Below are 24,645 nucleotides of genomic sequence, written 5' to 3' on the forward strand. Positions count from 1 at the left end.
TTTGTATTTATGAATTTTCAATTTGACTAATTAGATACGCTTTTAATTTTAAATATTAATAAAGTACATTAGTTTTCATAATTGATTTGCGTCAAGGTTTTAGCCTAGTTTAATAACAATACTGACTGTGCGTTAAAAATAAATTTAAATTATTAAAATGTAAGTTTGGAGGTTGTTATGAGTGCTTCTGTGATTTTAAGTTATGCTTTCATATACTTCGTATTGTTTCTTGTTGTGCCATTTGTGTTGGTTGTATTTGCAATGACATGCATAAAATTCTTCAAATCGACTGAATTTGTAGCATCAAATATCAAATTAAAGCCAAACTCGTTAGAGACTCAAGCTGGCAGTTTCATTAACAAGTTAAATACATTAGTAAATGGCAAGTACAACGTTCTATACGGCACAACATTAGATAGTCTTTGTGATATAGACAAGAACGAAAAAGAGCAAGATGCTCATAGTTACTTGCAGGATTGTCATCTCGATTATGTATTAGTGGATAGTGAGTCTGCAACGGTAAAGTTAGTTATCACAGATCCACAGCATAACTCAGAAGAGAATAATCGCTTCATCGATACCACATTGGCGCAAATGGGAGTGAAAGTGCTTCATTTGGCTAAGAATGATTGCGATGAAACCCTGCTCAAGAATTCTTTAGTCGCTTAATCTCATTCGGTGTTGTAACAACCGTTACAACACCTTTCCCAACTTTCTTTATTTTATCACTTAGCAATGTGAGGACACCCCATGTCCAGATTCTTTAGATACACAGCTTCAGTGCTGATGAGTATTTTAGTTGTGGTGGCTGCTTCGACAGTCTCAATTAAGGTAGTTGCAGCAGAGTTGAAAATTAATGAAAACAAGCAATGCATTATGTGCCATAAGCGCAATGGAATAATGCATGGTGTCCATGCAAATGACGCTTTGGATATCCGCTGTCAAGATTGTCATGGAGAGAAAGGGGGGCACCCCAGAAAAGCGTCAAACCTGATTGGATTTAGCCAGAAATCGACAGCAGATGCAGCCACCCAAACTCAAAGCTGCTTGAAGTGTCATGCTCACGATGTGCTAGCTCTGCATGATTGGACCCATGACGCTCACTCTAACAAGGTTAATTGTGCGGGTTGTCACACGCTGCATTCCAATACAGATCCTATGGTGGATGTGTCATTTCAAGAGCGCAGTAAATTGTGTGTTAGCTGCCATGCGACTAAATGATTAGGGGAATTAAGATGTCTAATTCTAGAAGGTTATTTTTAAAAGGTGCGTGCGTTGCAGTGGTTGGCGCTTCAGGCTTGACCCTCGCCAAGGCAAAAAGCACCTCAGCTGCCAATGCCGAACCAGCTTGTAAATATGCCTTAGTACATGATGAAACTAAGTGTATTGGCTGCGATGCGTGTTCCATCGCTTGTCGTGAAGTAAACCAAGTGCCTGAAGGCGTTAGCCGATTGGAGATAAAGCGCAAAGGACCATTTGGTGAGTACCCTAATCAGCAATTTCATTTTACACGTATCTCTTGTCAGCATTGTGATGATACGCCTTGTGTGAAAGTGTGCCCAACAGGGGCGGCTTATAAAGATCCTAAGACCGGAATTGTCAGTGTTGATGAATGGAAGTGCGTAGGCTGCCAATATTGTATCGCGGCTTGTCCTTATCAAGTTCGATTTATTAACCCAGTAACCAAAGCTGCTGACAAGTGTGATTTCTGCAAGGAGACTCGTCTTAAAGAGGGCAAGTTACCCGCTTGTGTGACGGCCTGCCCAACGAAAGCGCTCACCTTTGGAGACATTACCGATCCGCAGTCTCAAGTTGTACAAGTACTTAAATCTGCTCCTAGTTATCGCAGTAAAGTCGATCTAGGGACTAGACCGAAAGTGTTCCGTATCGCATCACAAAGTGGGGAGATAGAACTATGAGCCCATTCCATTTTGACAGTCTAATTTGGCACTGGCCTATTGCCATTTACCTATTTCTTGCTGGGGTATCGGCGGGGGCGATCTGTTTTGCCGTGCTGTTAAAGCACTTCAAGTTAGGAGCCGATGCCTATAAGTCTGGCTTTGTTCAGGCGGCATGTTTGATTGCGCCATTAGCGGTATTTGCAGGGCTGGGAATTTTAGTTATCGACTTAACTAAACCGTTTGATTTTTGGAAAATTCTGCTCTTTTACAACCCAACCTCGGTGATGTCTGTTGGTGTTGCAGTGTTGATGGTTTATCAGGTTGCGCTTTTTGCTTGGCTAGCCTGTGTCTTCAAGGTGCCTGTACTGAACTGGTGTAAGGGGCGTTGGCCGATTGTTGACAAGTTATTTAATGCTATTGCTAAACACGAAGCAAGTATTACTGGCTTCTTGGTGATACTGGCCTTGTCATTAGGTGCGTATACCGGTTTCTTGTTATCGGCATTAACGACCTATCCAATGTTAAATAATCCGGTTCTACCTCTACTATTCCTAGTATCTGGACTCTCATCGGGTGCAGCAGGGACGTTACTAGGCGGTGTATTACTTAATGGTAATCCCGATGGTAAGGAGGTGCACTTTATCCACAATATTGAGATCCCAATGATTTTAGTAGAAATCGTGCTGATATTTACTTTCTTTGCTGGCTTGATATTAACGGGGGGGCAGAGCCAAGTCGCCGCATTAACGGCAATAGGTGAAGGCTTCTGGGGCTGGATCTTCTGGGCGGGTATTGTCGTGGTTGGTTTGAGTATGCCACTGGCCTTTAATTTGTTTATGAAGGCGTCCTCTAAGCGCAAGTTCTCTTATGTGGCAATTACAGCTAGTTGCAGTTTGGTCGGCGTGCTGTTACTGCGTAATTTCATCCTTTATACCGGCCAAATGACCGTTGCTTAATTATTAATTGAGGGTTTTAACATGCTTAAAGTATTAGGGTTAGCTGTATTATTGAGTTTTTCCGGTGTGGCTATGGCGGCCTCGGTTGCCGATTCACATACAGAGATGGCTGGTTGTGAATCATGCCATAAAGATGGTGCGCCATCAGCTGATATGGCCTATGAGAACGAAACCTGTATCGATTGCCATGGGGCAATGAACGAGCTTGAGGGAGATGCGCATAAGCAACATGACGGGATTATCACTTGTAGTGATTGCCATGTTGTGCACCAAACAGCATCTGCGAGTGACAGTTGTGTCAGTTGCCACTAAATAGCACTAGACCATATGAATAAAATCTAGTCAGGTAAGAGTAGTACAAACTACTCAATTCACAGCAGGGATGCTTCTGGGCAGGATGCCATTTTCTATGACTTAGCGATTAATCGCCAAGTACCCAACCTCCAAATGGGTTTGCCACCTTTTAAGGTGGCCTCTTTGTTCCTATTTATTGTTCACTATATGCTGGCTGGAGCTAGATTGGTTTTTCCTGCTGTTCCATGGCAATATTTCGCATCTGGATCAGCTCGCTGTGTCGTAGGTAGAGCAGTTCTGCCGTGCGCCGAATGATCTGATCTTCATACTGGCATAAGTGACCATCAGCATAGGCTAAACGCCACATGGCGAGGATGAGCTGCTGCTTTTGATTAATGTCAAAACTGTCATTAATCGCTTGGGTAAACTCGTATAGTGAGGTGGAGTTTTGCTGGGAGAGCTTAGCGTCATGTACCAAGCCATGCACATCATCACTGGCTAAGTTTAGGGTCGTCGTCAATAAGCTTGGTAATAGCTTGGCTTCTTGCTCAGACATGGTTTCATCTGCCATCACAACCTCCAACAATAAACTTGCCGCTGCAAGCTTTAAATGCTCTGCGCGCTCTTCATCTGATAGTTGGGTCTGTGGATTAGCGAAAAACTGTTTGAGCTTAGCGATCATATCGGCTCCGAAACCTTATGGGGATTACAGATCATTAGAGCCTAATTATGGCAAAGAGTTCCTTCTCAGCCAGTACTCACACTAAGCCGATGACTGAGAAGGGGAAAACAGAGGTTATAAAATGGAGTTTAGACCTTGCATCAGTAGATCGGCTGTTCCGGCACTACCATTTGTATCTAAATAGCCCTTAACGATATCGATCATCGGTGCCGCGAGTTCTTTTGAGATCCCTAATTGTTCGAAGGCATCATAAACCATGGCGCTACCCTGTAGAGACTCGCCGAATCCGCCAGCCTTTGACAGTAGTCCCGACATGCCAGAATCCTTGTCGAGTTCGGGTACCGCGCCCAATAAACCATCGATACCAGGTATTGAATCGGCTATCGAGCTAAACTCGTTACTCCCCAAAGAGCTTTGAGCCAGTGACAATAGGCTACCCAAGCCTCCTTCTGCTTGCGTCTGACTCAGGCCGAGTTGAGACATAACCGTGCCGACTAAGTCACTCGATTGAGTCTGCTCAGTTTGCTCTTTGGTCGGCTCAGTCACTTGACCTAATTGGTCCAAAATTCCCGCATATGTCGGCATACTCAAAAGGGCGGTCATGGTAAACAGGGTTGCTGTCATTAATTTCATCGCGGCTATCCTTGTATCGTCTAATCTCTCAATAATTGCCCATTCTAGCGTTTTTAACAATTTGTTTTCATTTTTTGTTTCTATGGAGCACGTAATTGGTGATTTCAATTGTGCATTAATTTATAAACTTGGGTATCCTTAGCTTTAACTCGTGTTATTGAATTTTATCTTTTGGAAAACCCTATGCCATTGTCAGCAATATTGACTCAAGCTTTTAACTTTTTTCGAAACAATATTAGTCAGTTAGCGTTTTTGTTTGTGCCAATTTTATTTGTTCAGGTTGGTATACAGCTATGGCTAAGTTTAGAGATTAGCAGCGCCGATCTTGAAAATCCTCAATTTGGTACCAGCCACATGGTTGCCATGATGGTGCTACTGCTAGTGTTTTCGTTCCTGATTGCGGCGTTAACGCTATTTTTAGAGATCCGTTCTCAGGGCCATAGCCCATCGAATGGCATGATCTTGAAGACCAGTTTGAACTTTGTACCAGCACTGCTACTCGCAGGTGTCTTCTCTGGTCTTGCGGTACTTGCCCCAGTTATGATTTTGGCTGCAATTAACGTGAACTTAATGATCATAGGTATTTTTGTATCCCTCTACCTATTCGCGCGTCTGGCATTTGTTAACTTTATGGTTGTGGTCGAACGCCTGACACCGATGGAAGCGATTAAGCGTAGCTTCAGTTTTAGTGGTCCTATCGCCCTTAAGACTATTGTAGTGTTACTGCTTTATATCCCATTGTCGCTGTTTGGCGGTATGTTGGCGCAACTGACTCAAATGGGCGGTATTCCTGTTCAGCTGGTTGGTGAGGTTATCGTGGCGTTTTTCGGTCTATTTGTGAACGTTGCACTCTTCCGTCTTTATATGGTGTCGCGTCCAACACCTGAAACACCTGGCAACATCCAAAACGAAGAGTAATACTCCTCCATAGAGGCTACTCTCTAGCTTTGCAGCTGCGCACCTGCGTGAGCTGCAAGCCTAGCTTGTTATCTACAAACTACAGGTTATTCTTGATTAGGGGTAAACGTCTTGTTGAACGATATTGAGTTCGTCAATCTGTTCTCTGCCGAATTGGGCGAGGATTATCGCAAGGCCAAAAGTTATGTAAAAGATGTACCAACTCAGGCGCTGCTGCATGTACGTAGTTTTAGCCATAAGCTTACTAGTCTGCTTGCTGAGCCCAAGAAGGTGCGCTTCGATAGCCCTAACCTGTATGACCGCATCGAGCAGCTAAATCAGCGTAGACTCATTGATGTTAAGACGACGCGAGCACTGCATAAGCTTAGAGCCGATGGCAACCGCGGCGCCCACCCTGAGAAGTATCACCTTACTCCCGAACAGTTACAGCAGCTAAGCGAGCGCTCGATTAAGCAGCTTTTATCCTTAGTGGAGTCGCTGTTTGTTACCGTAACTAAGCAAGAAAAACCTGAATATTACTTTGAGGATTTTGATTCCTTAGCGGGACGAGATCTCTGTTATCGTGCGGTCATGGAACGAGATCCTGAGTCCCAGTATCTAGTAGGGATGTCGTTAAAGACCCGTGCTCTGATGCAGCGGGAGCAAGAGCATGCGCTGCAGGATAGTCGCGACGAGGCGGTAGAGGAGCGCTCTACGGCATCATTAAAGCAGGCTAGTTATTGGTTTTCTCAGGCGGCGGATAAAGACTTAAATGCACTGTACGAGCATGGCGTATCGCTGATCCATGGTTATAGCGGTGAGACCGATGTGGTAGCCGGAGAGTTGGCGATTGCCAAGGCCGCCGATGCCGGAATCGCGAATGCGATGGCGTTGCTAGGTTATTTTTATTTGGTGGGGAGTAAACAGTTTAGCGTCGACTCGAGTTTGGCTCAGAAGTACCTTAGTGAGGCGGCTAAGCTTGAGCAGTCAGAGGCGATGGCGAACTTAGGTGTACTCTATTATCAACAAGAAGATCTAGAGAGAGCTTATAAGTATATTCATCGCGCGGCTCAGGCAGGTTTCCCCCATGCCCAATATCACCTAGCCTTGATGTTGGCACGTGGTGAGGGTTGCCAACAGGACGCAATTAAGAGTGCCCATTGGATGGCAGAGGCAGCAGAACTGGGGCAGGTTGATGCCATGCTATCTTGTGCACAGACAATGTTGCATGATGACGGTGCGATCGGACAAGATCTGTCACAGGCAGAAACTTACCTACGAGAAGTAATAAAGTACGGCCATAGTGTGCCGGCAATGATCGAACTCAGTATCGCTCTTGCGGATGGTATTTTGGGGCGGATCGACGTCGTTTCGGCTGCTGCATTGCTTAAGATGGCGCGAGAGCGAGCTAACCCAACCGAACTTGAGGTTATTTTGCCTTTATGGGAGTCTCTGGCTCTGCAGGTCGATACCGTGCTGGAAATGACGACATCGCCTCAAGAGCGAGCGTCATTAAACAAGGCGGCTGAGCTACTCAGTGAGTCGCCAGTTTCAGAATAACTATGCGGTTACGGTGATAAATTAGTGGACGAGTCTGGCGCTTAAGTTTGACTCGTTCAGGTACGCTTGGACTACTTTCTTAATGGGAGTAAGCTTGCATAGCTGGTTCAGTTAACTGAGACTATCGCTTCTAGGCCGCAGCTTCTTTCTCTGTTTCATTTCAAATCTATGACTAGTTAATCAATTTTTCTCATGTGTTGCACATTGTATAATATATGCAAATGTTGTAAGTTTGGCTCTCATTTATCCGCTAGGAGTCTTTTTTGTCACACTTTGATACTGAACAAGTCGAACAAGTCGAACAAGTCGAACAAGTCGAACAAGGCTGTGCTAAATCCTCATCCTATAAAGCACAAGAACAAGCCCTTAATCGGTTTGCTGAGCGCTATATTAAGCTCGTTTTAGCTGTAGGACAGCACGACTGCTACTATGTCGATGCTTACTATGGACCCAAAGAGTGGCAAAAAGAAACCTATTGGCAACCGCTAGCAGAACTTCAGCAGCTGCATCAACAAGGTTGTGAGGTTTTAAGGGGGATGACCGACGAGCTCAGTGAGCCTGAGCTGGTTGAACGGCATAAATTCCTTCAGACGCAGTGGCTCTCTATTGGTGCATATTTGGATTTCCTACAGGGTAAACAGCGTAGCTTCAATGAAGAGGCTGTGGCTTTATACGACTGTCAACTGGCCGAGTACTCCCTGCTTGAACATCGGCAAGTGCTAACTGAAATCGATGCCTTATTGCCGGGAGAGGGATCACTGACCGATCGCTATAACCAGTTTAAGGCACAATTTATTGTCCCTAAGAATAAGGCGGCAGAGGTCTTCTCGGCTGCGGTTGAACTTGCGCGGACGCGCACCAAAAAGCATATGGCTCTACCCGAAAACGAAAGTTTTGAGATTGAGTATGTAAACGATAAGGTGTGGACTGCTTATAACTGGTACAAAGGCGATTTCCATAGTTTGATTCAGTTAAACCAAGATCAACCCTTGGGGATCGAGCGTTATCTGGAACTGGCGTCACATGAAGGCTACCCGGGTCACCATGTATTTAATCTATTGCAAGAGCAGAAGTTGGTAAAAGCTAAGCAGTGGTTAGAATACGCTATCTATCCGCTATATAGTCCTATCTCCTACCTGTCGGAAGGCAGCGCAAACTATGCCTTGAGCCTTATTTTATCCGATGATGAGGTGATAGCCTTTGAGCGTGATGTATTGATGCCACTGGCCGGATTAGAGGGTGATCTTGCGCTATTCCACCGAGTATTAAAATTGGTTAAAAAGCTGGGCTACTATGAGAATTACGTTAGCCAATGCTTAACCGATAAGTTAGTCGATGCAGCAACGGCAGAGAAAATGTTGATTGAAGGCGCACTCTACCCAGAGTCTCGTGCTAAGCAAAGAGTTCAGTTTTATGAGCGTAATCGCTCTTATGTGATCAATTATAGCGTTGGCGAAGATGCGGTAGCGTCTTGGGTTGAGGCGGAAGCTCAAACTCAAGCGCAAAAATGGACGCGCTTCGAAAGCCTATTATCTAGGCCTCTAAACGCGTCGGATATGCTTCTTTAATTTTAACGAGTCTAGTTAAACGGGCTCGTTAGGATTGTGTTCGAAAGTACGGCCTTGGCGTGGTGCTGAGGTCGGTGTTTCTTTATAAACCGTTTCCTGAAACTCTTCACTATATTGAAATTCTTGGTTGGCTTGCTGCTTTTGAAAACGTGCAAGCTGACGCTTTAAAAATACGCGTCCAAATAGGCTCAATGCTATGAAACTAATAGCGCCAAACAAGAGTAAAAATGGCAGAGCGACTAAGGCTAATGTCATAAACGCCAAACCGATAACGAATGCTAGCCAGCCACGGGTGCCAGAAAATCGATTTTGCATCGGATTGTGTTGAAATTGGCTATAAATCATAAGTTCTCCAAAATATCTTAACGCAAGCGTACAGGAAAAAGATGAATACAGGCTGAACCACTAGGCCTTTTATTCCTGAAATGTGTGCTCGTTGTGGAACAATACTGCCGACTATTTGAACCAAGATCACGTTAATAAAGGTTAATCTAATTTAACTCGCATCAGTTATGGCTGTTAGAGAGTGCTTTGGCCACGCTCTCGCAGATAATCTCTTTTACCCATCTATGCCCCGGATCCTCAGCGCTGCGCTCATGCCAAAGTAGTACGTAGGCCAGTGGAATAAACTCAATCGGTAGTGGTAACTCCACTAAAGGGTAAAGCTTCTTAGCGTGCTGAGCAAAACTCGCGGGCAGGGTAAAGATCAGATCACTATGGGCACAAACACTGGCGGCGCCATAGAAGTCGGGTACGATAGTACTTAATTGGCGGTGGTGGCCCAAGTCGGCTAGGTGGTAATCCAGCGCCCACCAATCGTTTCCTTCACAGCGCACTTGCACATGCGGCATCTGTAGGTAGATATCCAGATCCCAATGGCCTGCTGTGACCGTCGAGAGAATAGGGTGGTCTTGGCGCACTAAGCATACCTGATGATCGGTAAATAGGGTTTGGTGAGCAATACCGTCGGGTAACCTATCCACTTGAAACGCCGATTGCGGATGCAGTTCCCGCCCTGCAAAACCAAAATCAATCTGCCCTTGTTGAATAGCTTGTAGAGAATTTTCGCTCCATACAAAGCTATCAAGCTTAAGATTGGGAGCGCGGTTAAGTAATGTGCCTATGAAGTTAGGCAATAAAGTTTCGTATGCGCTCTCTACCATGGCAAATGAAAACTGGCGGGTGCTGTTATGGGGCGTAAAACCAGGTGGTAGTGTCAATTGATACAGGCTTTGTAGGCTTTGAGGCAGTAATTTGCCTAACTGTATTGCGTGGGCTGTTGGTTTGAGTCCGTGGGCTGTGCGCAAAAAGAGTGGGTCCCCTAGCGTGTCCCTTAATCGGTTTAAACTTTTACTTAGCGCCGACTGGCTTACATGCAGGCGGTTAGCCGCGCGGGTCACGCTCTCCTCTTCTAGCAATACTTGCAGAATCACTAACAGGTTTAGATCGATACGCATGAGATTATCAAGTTTCAAAGATATTCCTCATTGGAAATTCATAATGGAAATAATATCATTTCTGTTCATACCTTAGTTTGATTACTATAGCGCTGTTTTCCTAATTCTGAGAAAGATCATGCGCCGTAGTTTGTTACCTATTTTATTGCCCTTGGTGATTTTAAGCCCTTTGGCTATCGATATTTATCTGCCCTCTATGCCAGCAATGGCTGCAGAATTTTCAGTGTCTGCGAGTGAGATCCAATCGACACTAGTGCTTTTCCTATTCGCGATGGGCACAGGGCAGTTACTTATCGGCCCATTGGCAGACCGCTACGGTCGTCGCCCCGTTGCTATTGGTGGCATCATTTTTTACATGGCAAGCAGCCTGTTAGCTGCCGTTGCCGTGGAGTTTCACTGGCTGCAAATCGCTCGTGTGATGCAGGGCTTAGCTGCCTGCTCCACCTCGATTGTGGTATTTAGTGCGGTACGAGACTGTTTCTCTCCGAAAGAGGGAGCACGTTACTACAGTTACCTAAACGGCATGATCTGTATTATTCCTGCTTTAGCACCGACATTAGGTGGTATGTTGGCGCTGCAGTTTGGCTGGCGTTCTAACTTCACCTTTATGGCATTGTATGGCTTAGTTATTCTGGCTTTAGTGAGCCTACGCTTACCTGAGACTCGTCCACAAAATACGATTAGTGATGGTCCGCTATATCGCTGGGCACGCTATAAGCCTGTGATCACCGAGCCACACTTCCTGTTTTACGCCATCTCATGTATGGCGGGGATGGCAGCTATTCTTTGTTATGTCTCCTATGCGCCTGTATGGCTCATTGGGCACCTAGGCGTGTCGGAGCTTACTTTCAGCGGTCTATTTGGTCTTAACGCAGCCGTGAATATCATCGCCTGTTTTGCTGCGCCGTTAGTGATTAAGAAGCTAGGTAACCGACCAACCGTTATCACTGCATTGGTATTGATGCTGCTGTCTGCAGTGACTCAAGTTATCGTACAGATCCTAGGCCCACAGTCAGGCTTGATGGCGGCTTATAGTTATATGTTGCCTATGATGCTGCTATGTATTGGCTTCGCGCTACTACTTGGGCCAGCAACTAGCATGGCGTTGTCAGCCTTTGGTGAGAGAGCGGGCACGGCAACGGCGATGCTTGGATTCATTCAGATGAGTGGCGCTTCTCTGCTAACCGCATTAATACAGCAAACGAACCTAACCGCTCCTTATGCCGTAGCTGTGCTAATGGGCGGGGGAGCGCTTGCATTGCTAGCGATGATGGCAATGCCGAAATTTAATCATTGGCACCAAGAACAGCACGCCTATTAGATTGAGTTGTCGAGCGCGCTCAGCTGTAGATAGTAAAAGTTAACTTTGTTTCACCCTGAAACACCTTTAGCCTGCATTGACTAACCATCTTCGCAGGCTTTTTTTATTTTAGTGATTGGTATTAGAAGCGGGCATTAACGGCTAAGCGGAAGAAAACACCGTCAGGCGAGTCACCTTGGTCATCGAAGTACTTAGCGACAGAAGCGTTGGCTGCGAAAATATTTGAGAACTGCCACCAATAGGCGGTATTGATGGTGTAAAGGCTGTCGCTGGCGTCATCGCTATATAGAGAAGGGCTGCTTTCTTGACTGCGATAAATTATCGTTTTGCTGTCAAGCTTTTGCCATGAATATTCACCACCAACAGACCATGACTTGTTGATATAAAAGTCAGCAGCAAGGTGAACTAAATGATTCTCTATGCTTGAGTCATATCCAGAGTTCCCCGCTTCATCTGTGTTGTCATTGTAATAGCGATAGGCATGATTAGCATCCTTTTCACTATATTGCCAAAATCCTGCTAGTTCTATGCCTGCAAATGACTGCATCGGAATAAAGCTACGCACCTTGACTCCATAAGTATCTGTTTGGGAATCAAACGAACTTTCATGTACGTGTCCAATACTGAGTTCCTCTATTTTGCTATCAGAAGCGTTAGTATTCGCGTAGTAAATGGAGACTTCTGAGGTGTCGTTAAAATAGTAGCCTAAGCTTAACTGATAGCTATCTTGGTCTTCATCTAGACTCGTGTATTGACGATTATCGTCAGTCTTAGCATACATTCCTCCTACAAACCATTTTGTATCAAATACGTAAGTCGCATCAATGTGGTAGACATCAATATCATTAATCACTTGCAATTGAGCGTATTGCACGCCGATATTTGTAGTTTGTGCGAGGGTTCCATTTAGTGCATAGGGACCATTTTCAACCGATACAGGCGAAAGGTAATAGCGGTAACCTAAGTTCCATACACCATCGCCAAAATTATCGCTATAAGTGCCAAGAGCAAGATCTAATTCGTGTTGGTAGCTGCTATCTGTTTGAGTCGGAGTATCGCTTGCGAGAGCATTACAGCTAATGAGACTGGATAATATAACGAGAGAAATCGGGCTTCGTTTCATTTTACGTCCTTGTTAGAGGCTTTAATTTGCTAGCCTGCTATGGTTAAGATTACTGTGTTCATCTGTCGTCTAGATAGCAGAGGGTCTGCACCAATAAGTGCAGGAAGACCACCATTAAGCTATAGATGGGTGACGACTTCATTCTTTGAAGTTAGTCGCTTAAAAATTAGTGAGTTAAAATTATCTGGTTGAAATTTACGCTATGTAGTCTGCGATTGTAAAGTCGAGTAATCGTGTAATTTGTATCAACACTCAGCTACAATTTGCAGGATATTCCAAACAAACACTCAGAGGTCTTGTGTCCCGTCCAACTTGTCCTAACTGCCACTACCCGCAAAGTGCTTGTCTGTGCGCCAGTATTGAAACCATGCAGGTCAAGCCTGAATTGATTATTTTGCAAGACCCAAGCGAAGTGGGGCATGCGAAAAATAGTGTTCGTCTGCTAGAACTGGTCATAGCAGAAACTCAAGTTGTGGTGGGGGAAACCGCGGATGATTTTGCTGCGCTACGGCAGCAGTTGGCGACATCAGCTAAACCTGTCTACTTGATCTATCCATCAGAGAGCAGCGTGTCGGCAGGTGAGACGAGAATTGAGGAAGAGGCGATCTTACTCTTCTTAGACGGCACTTGGCGTAAGGCCTATAAGTTGCTGCAGCTTAACCCATGGTTACAGGCTTACCCCGCGCTGCATTTGGATCTGGATGCGGCTTCTAATTACACCATTCGTAAGGCGAGTCGTAGCGATAGTCTGTCAACATTGGAAGCGGTAGCCATGACGCTTAAGGCGATCGATGAAGAACAAAATGTAGCACCTTTAACGAATGCATTAAGTGCTATGGTAGAACAGAGGCTTGCTTCTATGCCTGCCGATGTGCGGGCCCGATATCGATAACATATATTATTGATAGTGGTTTTTATATTCGATGTTTAAAGTTAAAGAAACTCTGTGAGTTTTTGCTGATAAATTGATGTAAGCTTTTGTGATTCAAGTCGTTTATTCCTTGGTAAAACACAGTTGATATCACGCTAATTTTTCGATGAATAGGGTTTAATAAGTGAATCACCTACGGTGATGATTGTGGCTACGCCGGCAACAGCTTTTGCAGGGGGCGACACTGAATAATTCATTCAGAGTGCTGGCGTAGCTATCTTCCTGACACTCGGTAGCGGGCCTGTTGGGTATCATAGATTGGACTAAGCTGATCAAGCGTAAAGCTTTCTGCCGTTACGGGCTTATTGAAGAAATATCCTTGTCCCATACCTTTGCCTAAACTCAATAATAGATCTCGTTGAGATTGTGTCTCAATCCCTTCAACAACAAAATCGATCTCTAAGGTTTGCGCTAGTTGCATTATGGCCTTGCAAAGCTTTTGGCCTTGATTGGTGTTTAAGCGCTGGGCAAAAGCGGAATCGATTTTTAGGCTATCGATGGGTAAACTACTGAGCCGACTTAAGGAAGATAGCCCTGCGCCAAAGTCGTCTATTGCTATGCTGATATTCATTTCTTTTAGCTGGGCTAAGATATTTGCCATGAACTTAGGTCGATGAATAAGTGCACTCTCGGTGATTTCAATAATCAATGTATTAGCGGGTAGTTGAGTGCGGGAAAGTAGCCCTTTAAGCATGGGAATAAAGTCAGGGTGTTCGAGTTGAGAGCGTGAAATATTGACGCTGATCTTAAGCTGAGAGTCAAACTCTTGGTGCCACTGCTGCATCTGTATGCAAGCTTGCTCTAACGCCCACTGGCCAATACTCACCATCAGACCCGCTTCCTCTAGCAGAGGGATAAAGTCTTGTGCTTCAACGATTTCGCCATTGCTTTGAGTCCAGCGTAGCAGGGCTTCAACTGCCATAATGTCGTTAGACTCTAAATCGGTAATACTCTGATAGGCTAGGCTAAACTGTCCAAGTCCTTGGGCATGGCGCAGATCATTTAACGTGTGCAACTTCTTCTCTGCGGCTTCACGAATGGTCGCGTTATAGAAACGAATATGGTTCGGACTCTTCTTTGCAGAATACATGGCAGTATCGGCCATGCTTAACAGTTGATTGGGTTCATCGCTTTGCTGTGGAAATAGCGAGATCCCTATACTGGTACCTAGATAGAATTTCTGACCATTAATTTCAAATGGCGCCTCAAACAGTGACAATATCAGTTCAGAAAAGGCTTCTATCTCTTCGCGGTTATGGCATAGGGGCAGAATCAAGGTGAACTCATCACCACCGAGACGGGCGATTTCGGCATTCTCGATACAGCAGGCTTCTAGGCGAGCAGCCACCAGTTGCAGAACCTTATCTCCCGTTGAGTGCCCAAAGCTGTCGTTAATATTCTTAAAGCCATTGAGGTCTAAGAACATCAAAGCACCAATCATTCCTGGGGAGCTTTTGATGTTATTGATCGCTTTATTGAGCAACTGGATCAGGTGAAAACGATTGGGTAGCCCTGTCAGTTTGTCATACATGGCTTGCTGGGTCAGCTTAGCTTCTAGTGCCTTCTTTTCACTAATATCACTGAATAAATTGACATAAAATACAGTGTTATTCGCGTAGATCCGTCTACAACTTTGCCATGCTGGGAAAGTTGAGCCGTCTGAGCGACACTTCCTTACTTCACCCTGCCAGCTTCCGGTTCCTTTTAAAGGGGTATCGGGTACTGAGCTTTCCTGTTGTAACTCTAGATTAAGTTCTTGTGGCGTCCGATTTAATAAATGTTCGGCGCTATAGCCACAGATCCGACACATCGCCTTATTAACAGCTAATATTTGCTCTTCTTCATTGGTGATATAAACCGCTTCAGCGCTGTCTTCTAAAGTGATCGACATCAGTTCTTTTGGCAAGGTTTCAAAGCCATTACTGATGCTAGCTCGGCTACGTTTACGTCTATCCATAGGCTGGAATAAGACGAGCATTATCTGCTCGCCATCGAGTAGTGCGGGATAAAGGGTTAACAGAGTTGGGAGCTCTTTACCTTGCTGGCTCATATGTAGCCAGTTAAATGAGACGACTTCGCCATTGGCTGCCTTTTTTATCATCTGCAGACCATATTCGACACTGCTTTTTCCTGAGGATTGCAGTCTAGGAGAGAAGTCGAAGGGGGTTGCGTGAATAAAGTTTTGCTCTAGGCTTTCAAAATAATTGAGTGCAGCAGAGGTTGCCGCCAAAAAGTGCTGTCCCTGTAGGATAGCTATTGCCGTTGATTCCGATTGCTGTTGCCAGTATGAGAGTTGTTCGGATAGCGCTGGATCTGCAGAAGATACACGTGGGTACAACTTAGACCAGGTTAACACACTCATACACTCTTCCCTTTTTGCATGACATTTCTAGAGGTAAATAACTCTTACTTCAGCAGCTAAAGTGATTATTTTGATATAGTTTAGTCGGTTTGGCGTCAAAAATACCTTTATTTGACACTTTGCACAATTAAGATGTAACAAAATTGAATCTAGAGAACATTTACATAAAAAAAACCAGTAATCTGCAAGAGTAGACTTGAACTCATTTTTAAAAAAATGAAGGGTGAGAAATTGGCTAACTTGCTGACCTTGATGATAATTTATCTGATTAAAGCCTAATATTTTATAGGGTTGAACAAAAGGCAGTGTCAATGTGAATGAATTGGTTAAAATAGACGGCTAAGAAGAGGATTTTAGGACAAGGAATAACAGTGGCAATTAAACATTTTCTATCGCTTTCATACGTGTTGGCGATAAGTGTCATTATGTTGAGTAGTTCAGGGTTAATGGCTGCACAGCCAGCAACGAATCGTACCGACTCTCTGTCTGAACAAGCGGAAAAAGCTAAGCTGCGAGTAGAGAGCGAACAGCTGAAAAAAGCCCGTGAAGCAGCAAAGCAGACTGAGGCGCGAGAAAAGAAAGTCTTGGATAGACAGGAGTCTGGTGATTGGGAAAGCGAGCAAAGAGAGAAGGCGCAGCAGCAATTTAACAAGCGAGAATCTCGTCAAGAGAAGTACTTGCGGGAAGCGAAAGAAGCGGCAAGTCGCGAACGCAAAATCCCCAAACCTTTTGAATAGTGAATGATTACGAAATGAGTAGAGTTAGGAATATCCTGTGAGTATTTGTCCCCTGTGTCAGCAGCCTAGTTTACAGGCTTTCCATCAAGATAAGTTTAGAGAGTATCAGCGCTGCGATAATTGCCAGCTGGTCAGTGTTCCAGATAGCTTCTTACTCAACAGCGAGGACGAAAAAGCGGTTTACGATCAGCATCAAAATAACCCTGATGATCTCGGCTATCGCAAATTTTTATCAAGGGCGCTGGATCCTGTTTTAGAACGAGTATCTCAAGACGCCGAGGGGTTAGATTTTGGCTGTGGCCCAGGCCCCACGATCAGCGTGATGGCAGCAGAAAAGGGCATTAAAGTTGAGAATTACGATCTCTATTATTGCCACGATCCTCAAAAGCTGCAGAAGCAATATGATTTTGTCACTATTACAGAGGTGATTGAGCATGTAGCGGATGCTAAATCTTTATTAGTAACACTAGATAGTTTGTTGAAACCGGGCGGCTTACTGATGATTATGACTAAGCGCGCAGGCGATCTTGAGGCTTTCAGCAGATGGCATTATAAAGGCGATCCGACTCATATTCGTTTTTACTCAACGGCGACTTTTGAGTGGATAGCGCAGCACTATGATTGGCGCTTAGATGTATTGGGGAATGATGTAGTTCTGCTTACTAAACCTTAAATATCCCCAGCCTTAATGGTGGGGCAAGTGTTTTGCGAAAATATGAACAAAGGAATGAACGACATGAAAATAGCAAGATGGACATCTATCTATTCGCTGTGGATCTGTTTAAGCCTGGCGCTACCGAGCGCCGCTATGGCCGCAAACCATAAGGCGATTAGCTTCTTGAATAAAGAGGATGCTGCCGAAGTACTGACTCAAGAGGATGATTTCGTGCGTGGGATAAGCCAATTTGATATGGCCTCACGGATGAAGCGAGAAGGTAGCCCGACTAAGAGTGAGTATCTAAGCTTTGTTGGCGAGCAGACCTTAAACTGGACGCCCCAAGAGCGCAGCGCCGTGAAGCAAGCATTTGCGCAGCTTCAACCTAAGTTGAAATCATTGAAAGTGGTGTTACCTGAGCCGATTGAGTTTATTAAGACGACTGGGCTAGAGGAGGGCGGCGCCGCTTATACACGTGGTCAAGCTATCGTGCTGCAGCAGAAGCAGCTTGCTAATGTGTCAAGATTACCCAGCTTAATCGCCCATGAACTATTACATGTCTATTCCCGTTTTAACCCTGAAATGAAGCGAAAGCTTTATCAAGCAATTGGGTTTTACCCTGTTGGGGAAATTCCTTTTCCAGCATCAATTGCTAAGCAAAAAATAACTAATCCAGATGCACCGATTAATGACTTTGCTATTAGGGTCAGCTATCAGGGGAAAATGGTCTGGGTGGTGCCGATTCTGTACTCAGAGGATAAGCAATACAGCTTAGAGCGAGGCGGAGAGTTTTTTGATTACCTCGAGTTTATGTTCGTGGTTATCGGCAGTGACGAGAAGCCTAATATGACAGCTTATGATCCTGATAATGCACAAATTGTAAAGGTATCTGAATTTAAAGGCTTCTTTAAGCAGATTGGTCGCAATACTAACTATATTATCCACCCCGAAGAGATCATCGCAGAGAACTTCTCCTTCCTGATGACGGGAGAGGTCGAGCTTAAGTCGCCAGAATTGCTACATAAGATAGAGCAGGTTTTTTTAGCTCAGTAAGCGATAGCTAGGGTTACTGGTTTAGGTGCAGTAAGATGATCTGCTGCACCAAGCGCTCATTATGTTCTGGGTCGGCATCGAGGGTAAATCCATATTGAGCGAGTCTTGAAGAGGAATCGAGCTCTTGCTGGTTTTTAATGGTAATAGCTATGCTCTTTTCCTTGCCATCGAAGTTCATCTTAAGTCGATACTGACTATCGATATTAGCACTAGCTAGCGCCTCGCTGACAAAGGCGCCCCCCTTAATAGAGATATCCCTTAGGTAGCCTGTCGAGAGGATCTCATCAGAGTCTATCCTTATTAAGTTGGCGCTGATATTGATTGGGATGCGTGAGTGCTGCCTTAAAGAGACGGTTTGTAGCTCTTTGGGGTAGCGTATAACAAGCCAACGCCCCACAATAGAGATGACTTGGTGAATATTGCTTCTAAACGCTAAGATATTGGCATCTTGCTCATCGCTACTGACGACTCTAACTATCACGCTTTGCTTGTCCGTAATAAATGCACTCGCCCCCCGCCAAGCCTTGTCATTGCCATGGGCTAAGATCACCGCACGCCCGGGATCAACACCAATTAAGCGACTACGCAGGCGTATGTTACTTGTCGGCGTTAGTAGTTGTAGGTGCACCTCTGTATTGCAGGTGAGATTATCTAACGTGTTGAAATCCTTCTCTGATGACATAAGTATCCTTTAGTCCATGAAATAGGCTCTAAGCGAAATGATATATAAGCGTAGTTAAAGTTAGCATGCAACTGGGTTTATGTCAGAGTAACCAGAGGTTACAAATGTTTGTCGTTGTTCATTTGATTTTCATGACAAATTGCTTTTTGATGTTAACTGATTTTATTGTGGTCAATGATCGCGCACAGCTAATCACACCAGTTCAGAGTCAAAATTGAGGAATGACATTCCGCCATCTTCTTGATGGCGAGGGTGCTTAAACAAGGAGCGAATAATGAAGCGCTACACTAAGGCGTTGGTACTGTCTATTGGCCTGCTACTAGCAACGCCAATGGTACAAGCAACGCAGGCCAAAGATATCCAGAGTTTCACTTTGGATAACGGCATGAAGATTATGGTATTGGAAGACAGTTCAATACCTAACGCCAATATGTACCTTTTTTGGAAGGTAGGCTCACGCAATGAGGTGCCGGGGATCACTGGGATCTCGCACTTCTTTGAACACATGATGTTTAACGGTTCGAAGAAATATGGCCCTAAGATGTTTGACCGCACCATGGAAGCGGCTGGTGGGGCAAACAACGCCTATACCACGGAGAACTTAACCGTCTATACCGACTGGTTCCCTGCAAGTGCACTAGAAACTATTTTTGATCTTGAAGCCGATCGTATCGAGAATTTAGATATCAATGAGAAGATGGTCGAAAGTGAGCGTGGCGTAGTAGCCTCAGAACGTTTGACCGGGCTAGAAAACTCTAACTGGCGTGTGTTGCAAGAAGAGCTTAAAGGTGCCGCGTTCAGAGCGCACCCTTATAGTTGGTCGGTCATCGGCCACGAATCAGATATTGCCGCTTGGACGTTAGAAGACTTAACCCAATACCACAAGACCTATTACGCGCCAAACAACGCGGTAGTGGTGATAGCTGGCGATGTGAAATTGGCCGAAGTGAAGCAGTTAGCCGATAAATACTTTGCGCCTATTCCTGCACAGGCACCACCGCGAGAGGTGAAAACTGTCGAGCCGCTACAAAAGGGTGAGCGCCGCGTCTTCGTGCAGAAGGCATCGGTAAGTACTCCTAATGTCATGCTAGGCTACCATATTCCTGCGACCTCAAATGCCGACTATTATGCCCTAGATCTATTGTCATCCATCATGACCACGGGCAACAGCTCGCGCATGTATCAAGGCTTAGTCGATAAGCAAGTCGCTATCGAAGTCGATACCTATATGCCGATGTCTTTCGACCCTAATCTATTTTATGTCATGGGGGTTGCTAATCCAGGAGTGACTGCGCCGGAGCTAGAAGATGCGATGATCAGTGAGATCAACCGCATTGCCCGTGACGGTGTAACGGCCGAGGAGCTTGAAAAGGTCAAAAATATCAAGCTAATGGGCTTTTATCGCGCCATGGAAACCATTAACGGTAAGGCCAATACCATAGGCACTTATGAGTTATTTTTCGGCAGTTATGACAAGCTGTTTAACGCACCAGAGGCCTATAACAAGGTAACGCCTGAAGATATTCAGCGTGTGGCGCAAACTTACCTGAAACGTGCAAATCGCACCGTTGCCGTGCTGGCTGCAACCGAGGAGGCTGACCAATGAGAAAGTGTAATTCAACCTTAAGCGCCTCGAAAGCCCTGCTGCAATCGAAGAAATTAATCACAGCAATGGCCGTTGCGGGTACGTTAGCCTTAACGGGGTGTGCCGCTAATACCGAGAGTAGCAATACAGTGGATACCGGCAGTTTTAGCGTGCCAGCCTATCAAAAGGTAACTCTTTCTAACGGTTTAACCGTGTATATGATGCCCCAGCGTGAAGTGCCACTCATCACTGTGGACGCTATAGTGCGAGCGGGAGCCGTCAACGACACCACTTCAGGTGTAGCAGAGATGACCGCAGCAGGTTTGATGCTAGGTGCTGGCGGCAAGAGTAAGCTTGAGATAGAGCAAGAGGTGGATTTCTTAGGAGCCAGTCTAAGCAGCGGTGCTGGTAAAGAGGGCAGCTATATTAGCGCTAACTTTATGGCGAAAGATGCCGACAAGATGCTGCCGCTAATCAAAAATATGTTGCTGTCGCCAGACTTCGATACCAAAGAGTTTGATAAGTTGCGTCAGCGAGAAATTGCTGGTTTATCGCAATCGAAAGAGAGTCCGCGAGCGGTGATCAGCCGTTACTTCGATAAGCTGGTTTTTGGTGAGCATCCATACGGTAATGCTACATCGGGTAACAGCGATTCGTTAGCCGAGTTGACCATTGCACAGCTTCGGGCCTTTCATAAGAGCTACTATCAGCCATCAAACACGGCCATCAGTGTTGTGGGCGACTTTGAGCCTGCAAAGATGCAGGCCAAGTTGGAAAGTTTGTTTGCAGATTGGCAAGACTCTGAGCCGGTATCGCTAGTCGACCTGTCAAAAGGCCTGCCTAGGTTTGATAACAGTGAAGTGTTGCTGGTGGATAAGGGGGATGCCATCGAGACCACTTTCCTGATCGGTGGCATGGGGATCAGCCGTGATAATCCCGATTTTGTAGGGCTTACCGTGGTTAATACCATATTAGGTGGCCGCTTTACCTCATGGTTAAATGATGAGTTACGCGTCAATGCGGGCCTGACTTATGGGGCGCGCTCAGGCTTTAGTGCCTACTCTGCCGCAGGTACCTTTAAGATCAGTACTTTTACTAAGACCGCAACCACTAAGGAAACCATCGACCTTGCACTCAAGACCTATGCGAGGTTGTGGCAGCAAGGCTTAGACCAAGCCACCTTGGACTCGGCCAAAGCCTATGTAAAAGGTCAGTTCCCGCCTAAGTATGAGACTAGCAGCCAGCTTGCAGGCTTGATGACGGATATGTATCTGTACGGTTTCGATGATGCCTTTATCAACGAGTTTCAGGCAAAGGTGGATGGTTTAACGCTAGAGGAGTCTAAGCGTTTAATCGATACTTACTTCCCGAAAGAAAATCTACAGTTTGTCATCATAGGGAATGCGGCCAAGATAGCGCCGATTGCCAAGGAGTATGGCAAGGTCAAGAAGGTAGATATCACCGAAGTCGGGTTTGGCGGTTAAGCTCCTCTCGAACATAACTCATGAGTGTAAACAGCAAAAGCCGCGACTATCGCGGCTTTTTTGTGTCTGGAACACTTATGCCAAAAGCCCACGGATGGATAGCTTTTGGCTTTGTGTCTGCAATTCCAACCTTAGTTTAAAACCGTCAAAGTTAAGCTTGCCAGTGAAAAAGGTGGAAACTTTCTATTAGTGCTGGTTTTTAATACTAAGTTTCTTAATTCTCTTAGTGATGTTTAGTAATCGACGAATACCCAAAATGCTCCACAGGAATTAACACCAACTAGGGTATTTTACTGTGAAAAAATCAATCATCGCTTTGTCTGTTTTATCTGTTCTGTCTATTAACTTTGCCAATGCCGCAAGCTCAATTGAGCACCAAGTTAAAGAAAATAAAGCTGATATCGACTTCATTTACGATGTCACACATCGCCAAGATCAAGATATTATGAAGCTTGAGTATGAGGCAACTCAAAGTCGCAACGACATTAATCAAATCAATAGCAACTTCGAAGCGATGTCAGACATCGTTGAGAGCCACCAAGAGTCGCTAATTAACCTTGAGTCGGTAACGAATAACTTACATAAGTCAGGTGAGATGGAGGCGGCTCGCCTAGAAAAGCGTATAGATGAAGTTGCAAGCAATGGCTATGACGATGCTGAGCTTCGTTCTGAAGGCCGAGAGTTCGTTAACACTCGCCTACAAAGTTTAGATAGCTCAGTGCAGAGCCGCATGCAGGATCTATCTACTGATGTAGATACTCGCTTAAATTCAGCTTATACCTCAGGTGCAGATGAAGCCGCTCGCCTTGATAAGCGTATCGATGCTATCAATACTGACAAGTTTGACGATGCTGAGCTTCGTTCTGAAGGCCGTGAGTTCGTTAACACTCGCCTACAAAGTTTAGATAGCTCGGTGCAGAGCCGCATGCAGGATCTATCTACTGATGTAGATGCTCGCTTAAATTCAGCTTATACCTCAGGTGCAGATGAAGCCGCTCGCCTTGATAAGCGTATCGATGCTATCAATACTGACAAGTTTGACGATGCTGAGCTTCGTTCTGAAGGCCGTGAGTTCGTTAACACTCGCCTACAAAGTTTAGATAGCTCGGTGCAGAGCCGCATGCAGGATCTATCTACTGATGTAGATGCTCGCTTAAATTCAGCTTATACCTCAGGTGCAGATGAAGCAGCGCGTCTCGATAAGCGTATCGATAGAATTAATCGCGATGGTTATGACGATACTCAACTAAGACGAGAAGCATCAGAGTATGCAGCTCACGTTGATAAAGATGTAGATAATTTGTTTAAGGGAGTGAGCCAGAACTTCCATGCGATTACCGATCTAAAACTAGAACATGAAGTTTTAGCTGATAAAGGTAAGGTCGCTTATGACTCTCTGCGTGCCGATGGTGAACGTGAAGTCGCTAAGCTCGAGTCGGTTGTTAATGGTGCCCAACGTACGGGCGAAATTGAACGTGCAAGAATGAATAACGCTATTCGTAAAGATGCTGAGCAGGCATTAAGCGGCCTGAGTAAAGGGGTTGATTCACGTATGAACCATCTTGCTAACTCTGGTGCAGATGAAGCGGCTCGCCTTGATAAGCGCATTGATGATATCTCTTTTGATGACTCTACAATCCGTAAAGATGCAGAGCAGGCATTAAGTGGCTTGAGCAAAGGTGTTGATTCACGTATGAATCATCTTGCCAACTCGGGGGCTGACGAAGCCGCTCGCCTTGATAAGCGTATTGATGAAGTTGCTGAAAAGGGTTATGACGACAGTCAGATCCGTGAAGATGGCCAAGCGGCTTACGAAGATGCCTTAGCAAAAGGTGAGCACGCCTATAAAGACTTGGCGGAAAAAGGTCAGGAGTATGTGGATGGCAAGTTCAATAAGCTGGATGTGGACTTTAAAGAAACTCAGCAAGCGATGGTCGTTGTTCAAAACCAAGCTCGCCAAAACTATGAGCATATCGGTGAGAACCGTCAACGCATTGCAGATAACGCAGCAGCTATCGAAGAAGCTAAAAATAGTGGTGGTGCAGCGATTACTGATGCTGATCTGAAAGCGGCTCGTGCTGAAGCTAAGCAAATTGCTAATAACGCAGCCAATAAGGCGATAGAAGATGCGGTGAGTAATGTTGAGATCGACGCTGACACAGCAAAAGCTGTTGAAGCAGAAGTAGCTAAGGTTGCCGAGAAGGTAATTGCTGATGCGGTATCAAAGGTAGATACCGATGCCGCATTGAAAGAGTTTTTTGACACGCTTAATAAGCAGGACCGCGCTATTCGTGGTGATGGTGCAGCTCAAGTGGCGCGTTTAGATGGCCGCATCGATGCCAACACTAAGGCTATTGAGGAAAACACCAAGAAGATAGAAGCACTTGAAAACCGTATCGATGGTTTCCAAGATTACATGAATGAAAATGCCGCTATGACTAACGCATTATCTGGTCTACCTCAGCCATACGGTGTCGGTAAAGTGCAAGTGGGTGTGGGTTTAGGTTTTGCCAGTGACAAGAAGGCGGTCGCCATTGGTATGGGCTACCGTGCAACTGACGCAGTCGTTATCCGCGCGGGGATCTCTAAGTCGGCAGGTAGCCGCGGTGATGTTCAAGGTAACGTTGCTGTGGGTTATGAGTTCTAGAGTTTAAGAACCCTTGCCAAGGATGGCGAACCTAATGGATCTAGGTTTACATTTATTTGAGAAAAGATATACACAAAAAAGCCGCGACTATCGCGGCTTTTTTTATGATTTATAAGC

23 protein-coding genes are annotated in these 24,645 nt (G+C 45.2%); 16 read left to right on the forward strand and 7 right to left on the reverse strand.

The window, feature by feature from the left end; all coding sequences use genetic code 11:
- Positions 1–261 precede the first annotated feature (261 nt).
- The 5 genes from K5Q92_RS19375 to K5Q92_RS19395 all read left to right on the forward strand — a co-directional run bounded on the left by K5Q92_RS19375 (position 262) and on the right by K5Q92_RS19395 (position 3,169).
- A complete protein-coding gene (locus K5Q92_RS19375) occupies positions 262–669 on the forward strand; it encodes a DUF2726 domain-containing protein (protein WP_259649641.1) in 408 nt (135 codons plus the stop codon).
- 81 nt (positions 670–750) lie between these two features.
- Positions 751–1,221: a multiheme c-type cytochrome gene (locus K5Q92_RS19380; protein WP_220770526.1), complete on the forward strand. Its 471-nt coding sequence runs from the start codon at positions 751–753 to the stop codon at positions 1,219–1,221.
- A gap of 14 nt (positions 1,222–1,235) precedes the next feature.
- Positions 1,236–1,919, forward strand: a complete 684-nt coding sequence (locus K5Q92_RS19385) for a 4Fe-4S dicluster domain-containing protein (protein WP_220770527.1) — start codon at positions 1,236–1,238, stop codon at positions 1,917–1,919.
- Positions 1,916–2,857, forward strand: coding sequence for a cytochrome c nitrite reductase subunit NrfD (gene nrfD / locus K5Q92_RS19390; RefSeq protein WP_220770528.1), 942 nt, complete (start codon positions 1,916–1,918; stop codon positions 2,855–2,857). Before K5Q92_RS19385 ends, nrfD begins: the two co-directional genes overlap by 4 nt.
- A 21-nt stretch (positions 2,858–2,878) precedes the next feature.
- Positions 2,879–3,169, forward strand: coding sequence for a cytochrome c3 family protein (locus tag K5Q92_RS19395; RefSeq protein ID WP_220770529.1), 291 nt, complete (start codon positions 2,879–2,881; stop codon positions 3,167–3,169).
- Positions 3,170–3,371: 202 nt separating this feature from the next.
- Here K5Q92_RS19395 and K5Q92_RS19400 read toward each other — a convergent pair whose 3' ends face one another.
- Both K5Q92_RS19400 and K5Q92_RS19405 read right to left on the reverse strand, forming a co-directional pair.
- Positions 3,372–3,833, reverse strand: a complete 462-nt coding sequence (locus K5Q92_RS19400; protein WP_220770530.1) for a TerB family tellurite resistance protein — start codon at positions 3,831–3,833, stop codon at positions 3,372–3,374.
- 114 nt (positions 3,834–3,947) lie between these two features.
- Positions 3,948–4,466 (reverse strand): DUF2780 domain-containing protein, encoded by a 519-nt coding sequence (locus K5Q92_RS19405; RefSeq protein WP_220770531.1) that lies wholly within the window; start codon positions 4,464–4,466, stop codon positions 3,948–3,950.
- A gap of 183 nt (positions 4,467–4,649) precedes the next feature.
- On the opposite strand from K5Q92_RS19405, the gene K5Q92_RS19410 reads away from it, so the two are divergent.
- The 3 genes from K5Q92_RS19410 (at position 4,650) to K5Q92_RS19420 (ending at position 8,491) form a co-directional block, all read left to right on the forward strand.
- On the forward strand, positions 4,650–5,384 hold the full coding sequence (locus K5Q92_RS19410; protein WP_220770532.1) for a hypothetical protein: 735 nt from the start codon (positions 4,650–4,652) through the stop codon (positions 5,382–5,384).
- A gap of 111 nt (positions 5,385–5,495) precedes the next feature.
- Positions 5,496–6,923 carry a DUF4145 domain-containing protein gene (locus K5Q92_RS19415; RefSeq protein ID WP_220770533.1) on the forward strand — a complete coding sequence of 476 codons (1,428 nt, stop codon included), beginning with the start codon at positions 5,496–5,498 and terminating at the stop codon, positions 6,921–6,923.
- 263 nt (positions 6,924–7,186) lie between these two features.
- Positions 7,187–8,491 (forward strand): hypothetical protein, encoded by a 1,305-nt coding sequence (locus tag K5Q92_RS19420; RefSeq protein WP_220770534.1) that lies wholly within the window; start codon positions 7,187–7,189, stop codon positions 8,489–8,491.
- A 15-nt stretch (positions 8,492–8,506) separates the two neighbouring features.
- On the opposite strand, the gene K5Q92_RS19425 is transcribed toward K5Q92_RS19420, so the two are convergent.
- Both K5Q92_RS19425 and K5Q92_RS19430 read right to left on the reverse strand, forming a co-directional pair.
- Complete coding sequence (locus K5Q92_RS19425; RefSeq protein WP_220770535.1) at positions 8,507–8,836, reverse strand: hypothetical protein; 330 nt, start codon at positions 8,834–8,836, stop codon at positions 8,507–8,509.
- Between the two features lie 161 nt (positions 8,837–8,997).
- Positions 8,998–9,966 carry a LysR substrate-binding domain-containing protein gene (locus K5Q92_RS19430; protein WP_220770536.1) on the reverse strand — a complete coding sequence of 323 codons (969 nt, stop codon included), beginning with the start codon at positions 9,964–9,966 and terminating at the stop codon, positions 8,998–9,000.
- 100 nt (positions 9,967–10,066) lie between these two features.
- On the opposite strand from K5Q92_RS19430, the gene K5Q92_RS19435 reads away from it, so the two are divergent.
- Entirely contained in the window at positions 10,067–11,269 is a 1,203-nt protein-coding gene (locus K5Q92_RS19435; RefSeq protein WP_220770537.1) for a multidrug effflux MFS transporter, read from the forward strand.
- 121 nt (positions 11,270–11,390) lie between these two features.
- Here the strand turns inward: K5Q92_RS19435 and K5Q92_RS19440 are convergent, their stop codons facing one another.
- Positions 11,391–12,392, reverse strand: a complete 1,002-nt coding sequence (locus K5Q92_RS19440) for a putative porin (protein ID WP_220770538.1) — start codon at positions 12,390–12,392, stop codon at positions 11,391–11,393.
- Between the two features lie 298 nt (positions 12,393–12,690).
- Here K5Q92_RS19440 and K5Q92_RS19445 point away from each other — a divergent pair, with 298 nt between their 5' ends.
- Complete coding sequence (locus K5Q92_RS19445; protein ID WP_220770539.1) at positions 12,691–13,284, forward strand: tRNA-uridine aminocarboxypropyltransferase; 594 nt, start codon at positions 12,691–12,693, stop codon at positions 13,282–13,284.
- Positions 13,285–13,537: 253 nt separating this feature from the next.
- Here K5Q92_RS19445 and K5Q92_RS19450 read toward each other — a convergent pair whose 3' ends face one another.
- A complete protein-coding gene (locus tag K5Q92_RS19450) occupies positions 13,538–15,685 on the reverse strand; it encodes an EAL domain-containing protein (RefSeq protein ID WP_220770540.1) in 2,148 nt (715 codons plus the stop codon).
- 425 nt (positions 15,686–16,110) lie between these two features.
- Between K5Q92_RS19450 and K5Q92_RS19455 the strand changes: the two genes are divergently transcribed.
- From K5Q92_RS19455 to K5Q92_RS19465, 3 genes are all read left to right on the forward strand, one after another.
- Positions 16,111–16,422 (forward strand): hypothetical protein, encoded by a 312-nt coding sequence (locus K5Q92_RS19455; RefSeq protein WP_220770557.1) that lies wholly within the window; start codon positions 16,111–16,113, stop codon positions 16,420–16,422.
- Positions 16,423–16,459: 37 nt separating this feature from the next.
- The gene (locus tag K5Q92_RS19460) at positions 16,460–17,095 is read left to right on the forward strand and encodes a class I SAM-dependent methyltransferase (RefSeq protein WP_220770541.1); all 636 of its coding nucleotides are present in this window, start codon (positions 16,460–16,462) and stop codon (positions 17,093–17,095) included.
- Between the two features lie 63 nt (positions 17,096–17,158).
- Positions 17,159–18,130, forward strand: coding sequence for a hypothetical protein (locus tag K5Q92_RS19465; protein ID WP_259649642.1), 972 nt, complete (start codon positions 17,159–17,161; stop codon positions 18,128–18,130).
- A gap of 13 nt (positions 18,131–18,143) precedes the next feature.
- Here the strand turns inward: K5Q92_RS19465 and K5Q92_RS19470 are convergent, their stop codons facing one another.
- On the reverse strand, positions 18,144–18,812 hold the full coding sequence (locus K5Q92_RS19470) for a PilZ domain-containing protein (protein WP_220770543.1): 669 nt from the start codon (positions 18,810–18,812) through the stop codon (positions 18,144–18,146).
- Positions 18,813–19,086: 274 nt separating this feature from the next.
- On the opposite strand from K5Q92_RS19470, the gene K5Q92_RS19475 reads away from it, so the two are divergent.
- From K5Q92_RS19475 to K5Q92_RS19485, 3 genes are all read left to right on the forward strand, one after another.
- On the forward strand, positions 19,087–20,418 hold the full coding sequence (locus K5Q92_RS19475; protein ID WP_220770544.1) for a pitrilysin family protein: 1,332 nt from the start codon (positions 19,087–19,089) through the stop codon (positions 20,416–20,418).
- Complete coding sequence (locus K5Q92_RS19480) at positions 20,415–21,881, forward strand: pitrilysin family protein (protein WP_220770545.1); 1,467 nt, start codon at positions 20,415–20,417, stop codon at positions 21,879–21,881. The genes K5Q92_RS19475 and K5Q92_RS19480 overlap by 4 nt, the downstream gene beginning before the upstream one ends.
- A gap of 295 nt (positions 21,882–22,176) precedes the next feature.
- Complete coding sequence (locus tag K5Q92_RS19485) at positions 22,177–24,528, forward strand: YadA C-terminal domain-containing protein (RefSeq protein ID WP_220770546.1); 2,352 nt, start codon at positions 22,177–22,179, stop codon at positions 24,526–24,528.
- Positions 24,529–24,645: the final 117 nt, after the last annotated feature.

It is taken from the genome of Shewanella sp. MBTL60-007 (genome assembly GCF_019654915.1).
In the GTDB taxonomy this organism is placed as follows: Bacteria; Pseudomonadota; Gammaproteobacteria; order Enterobacterales; family Shewanellaceae; genus Shewanella.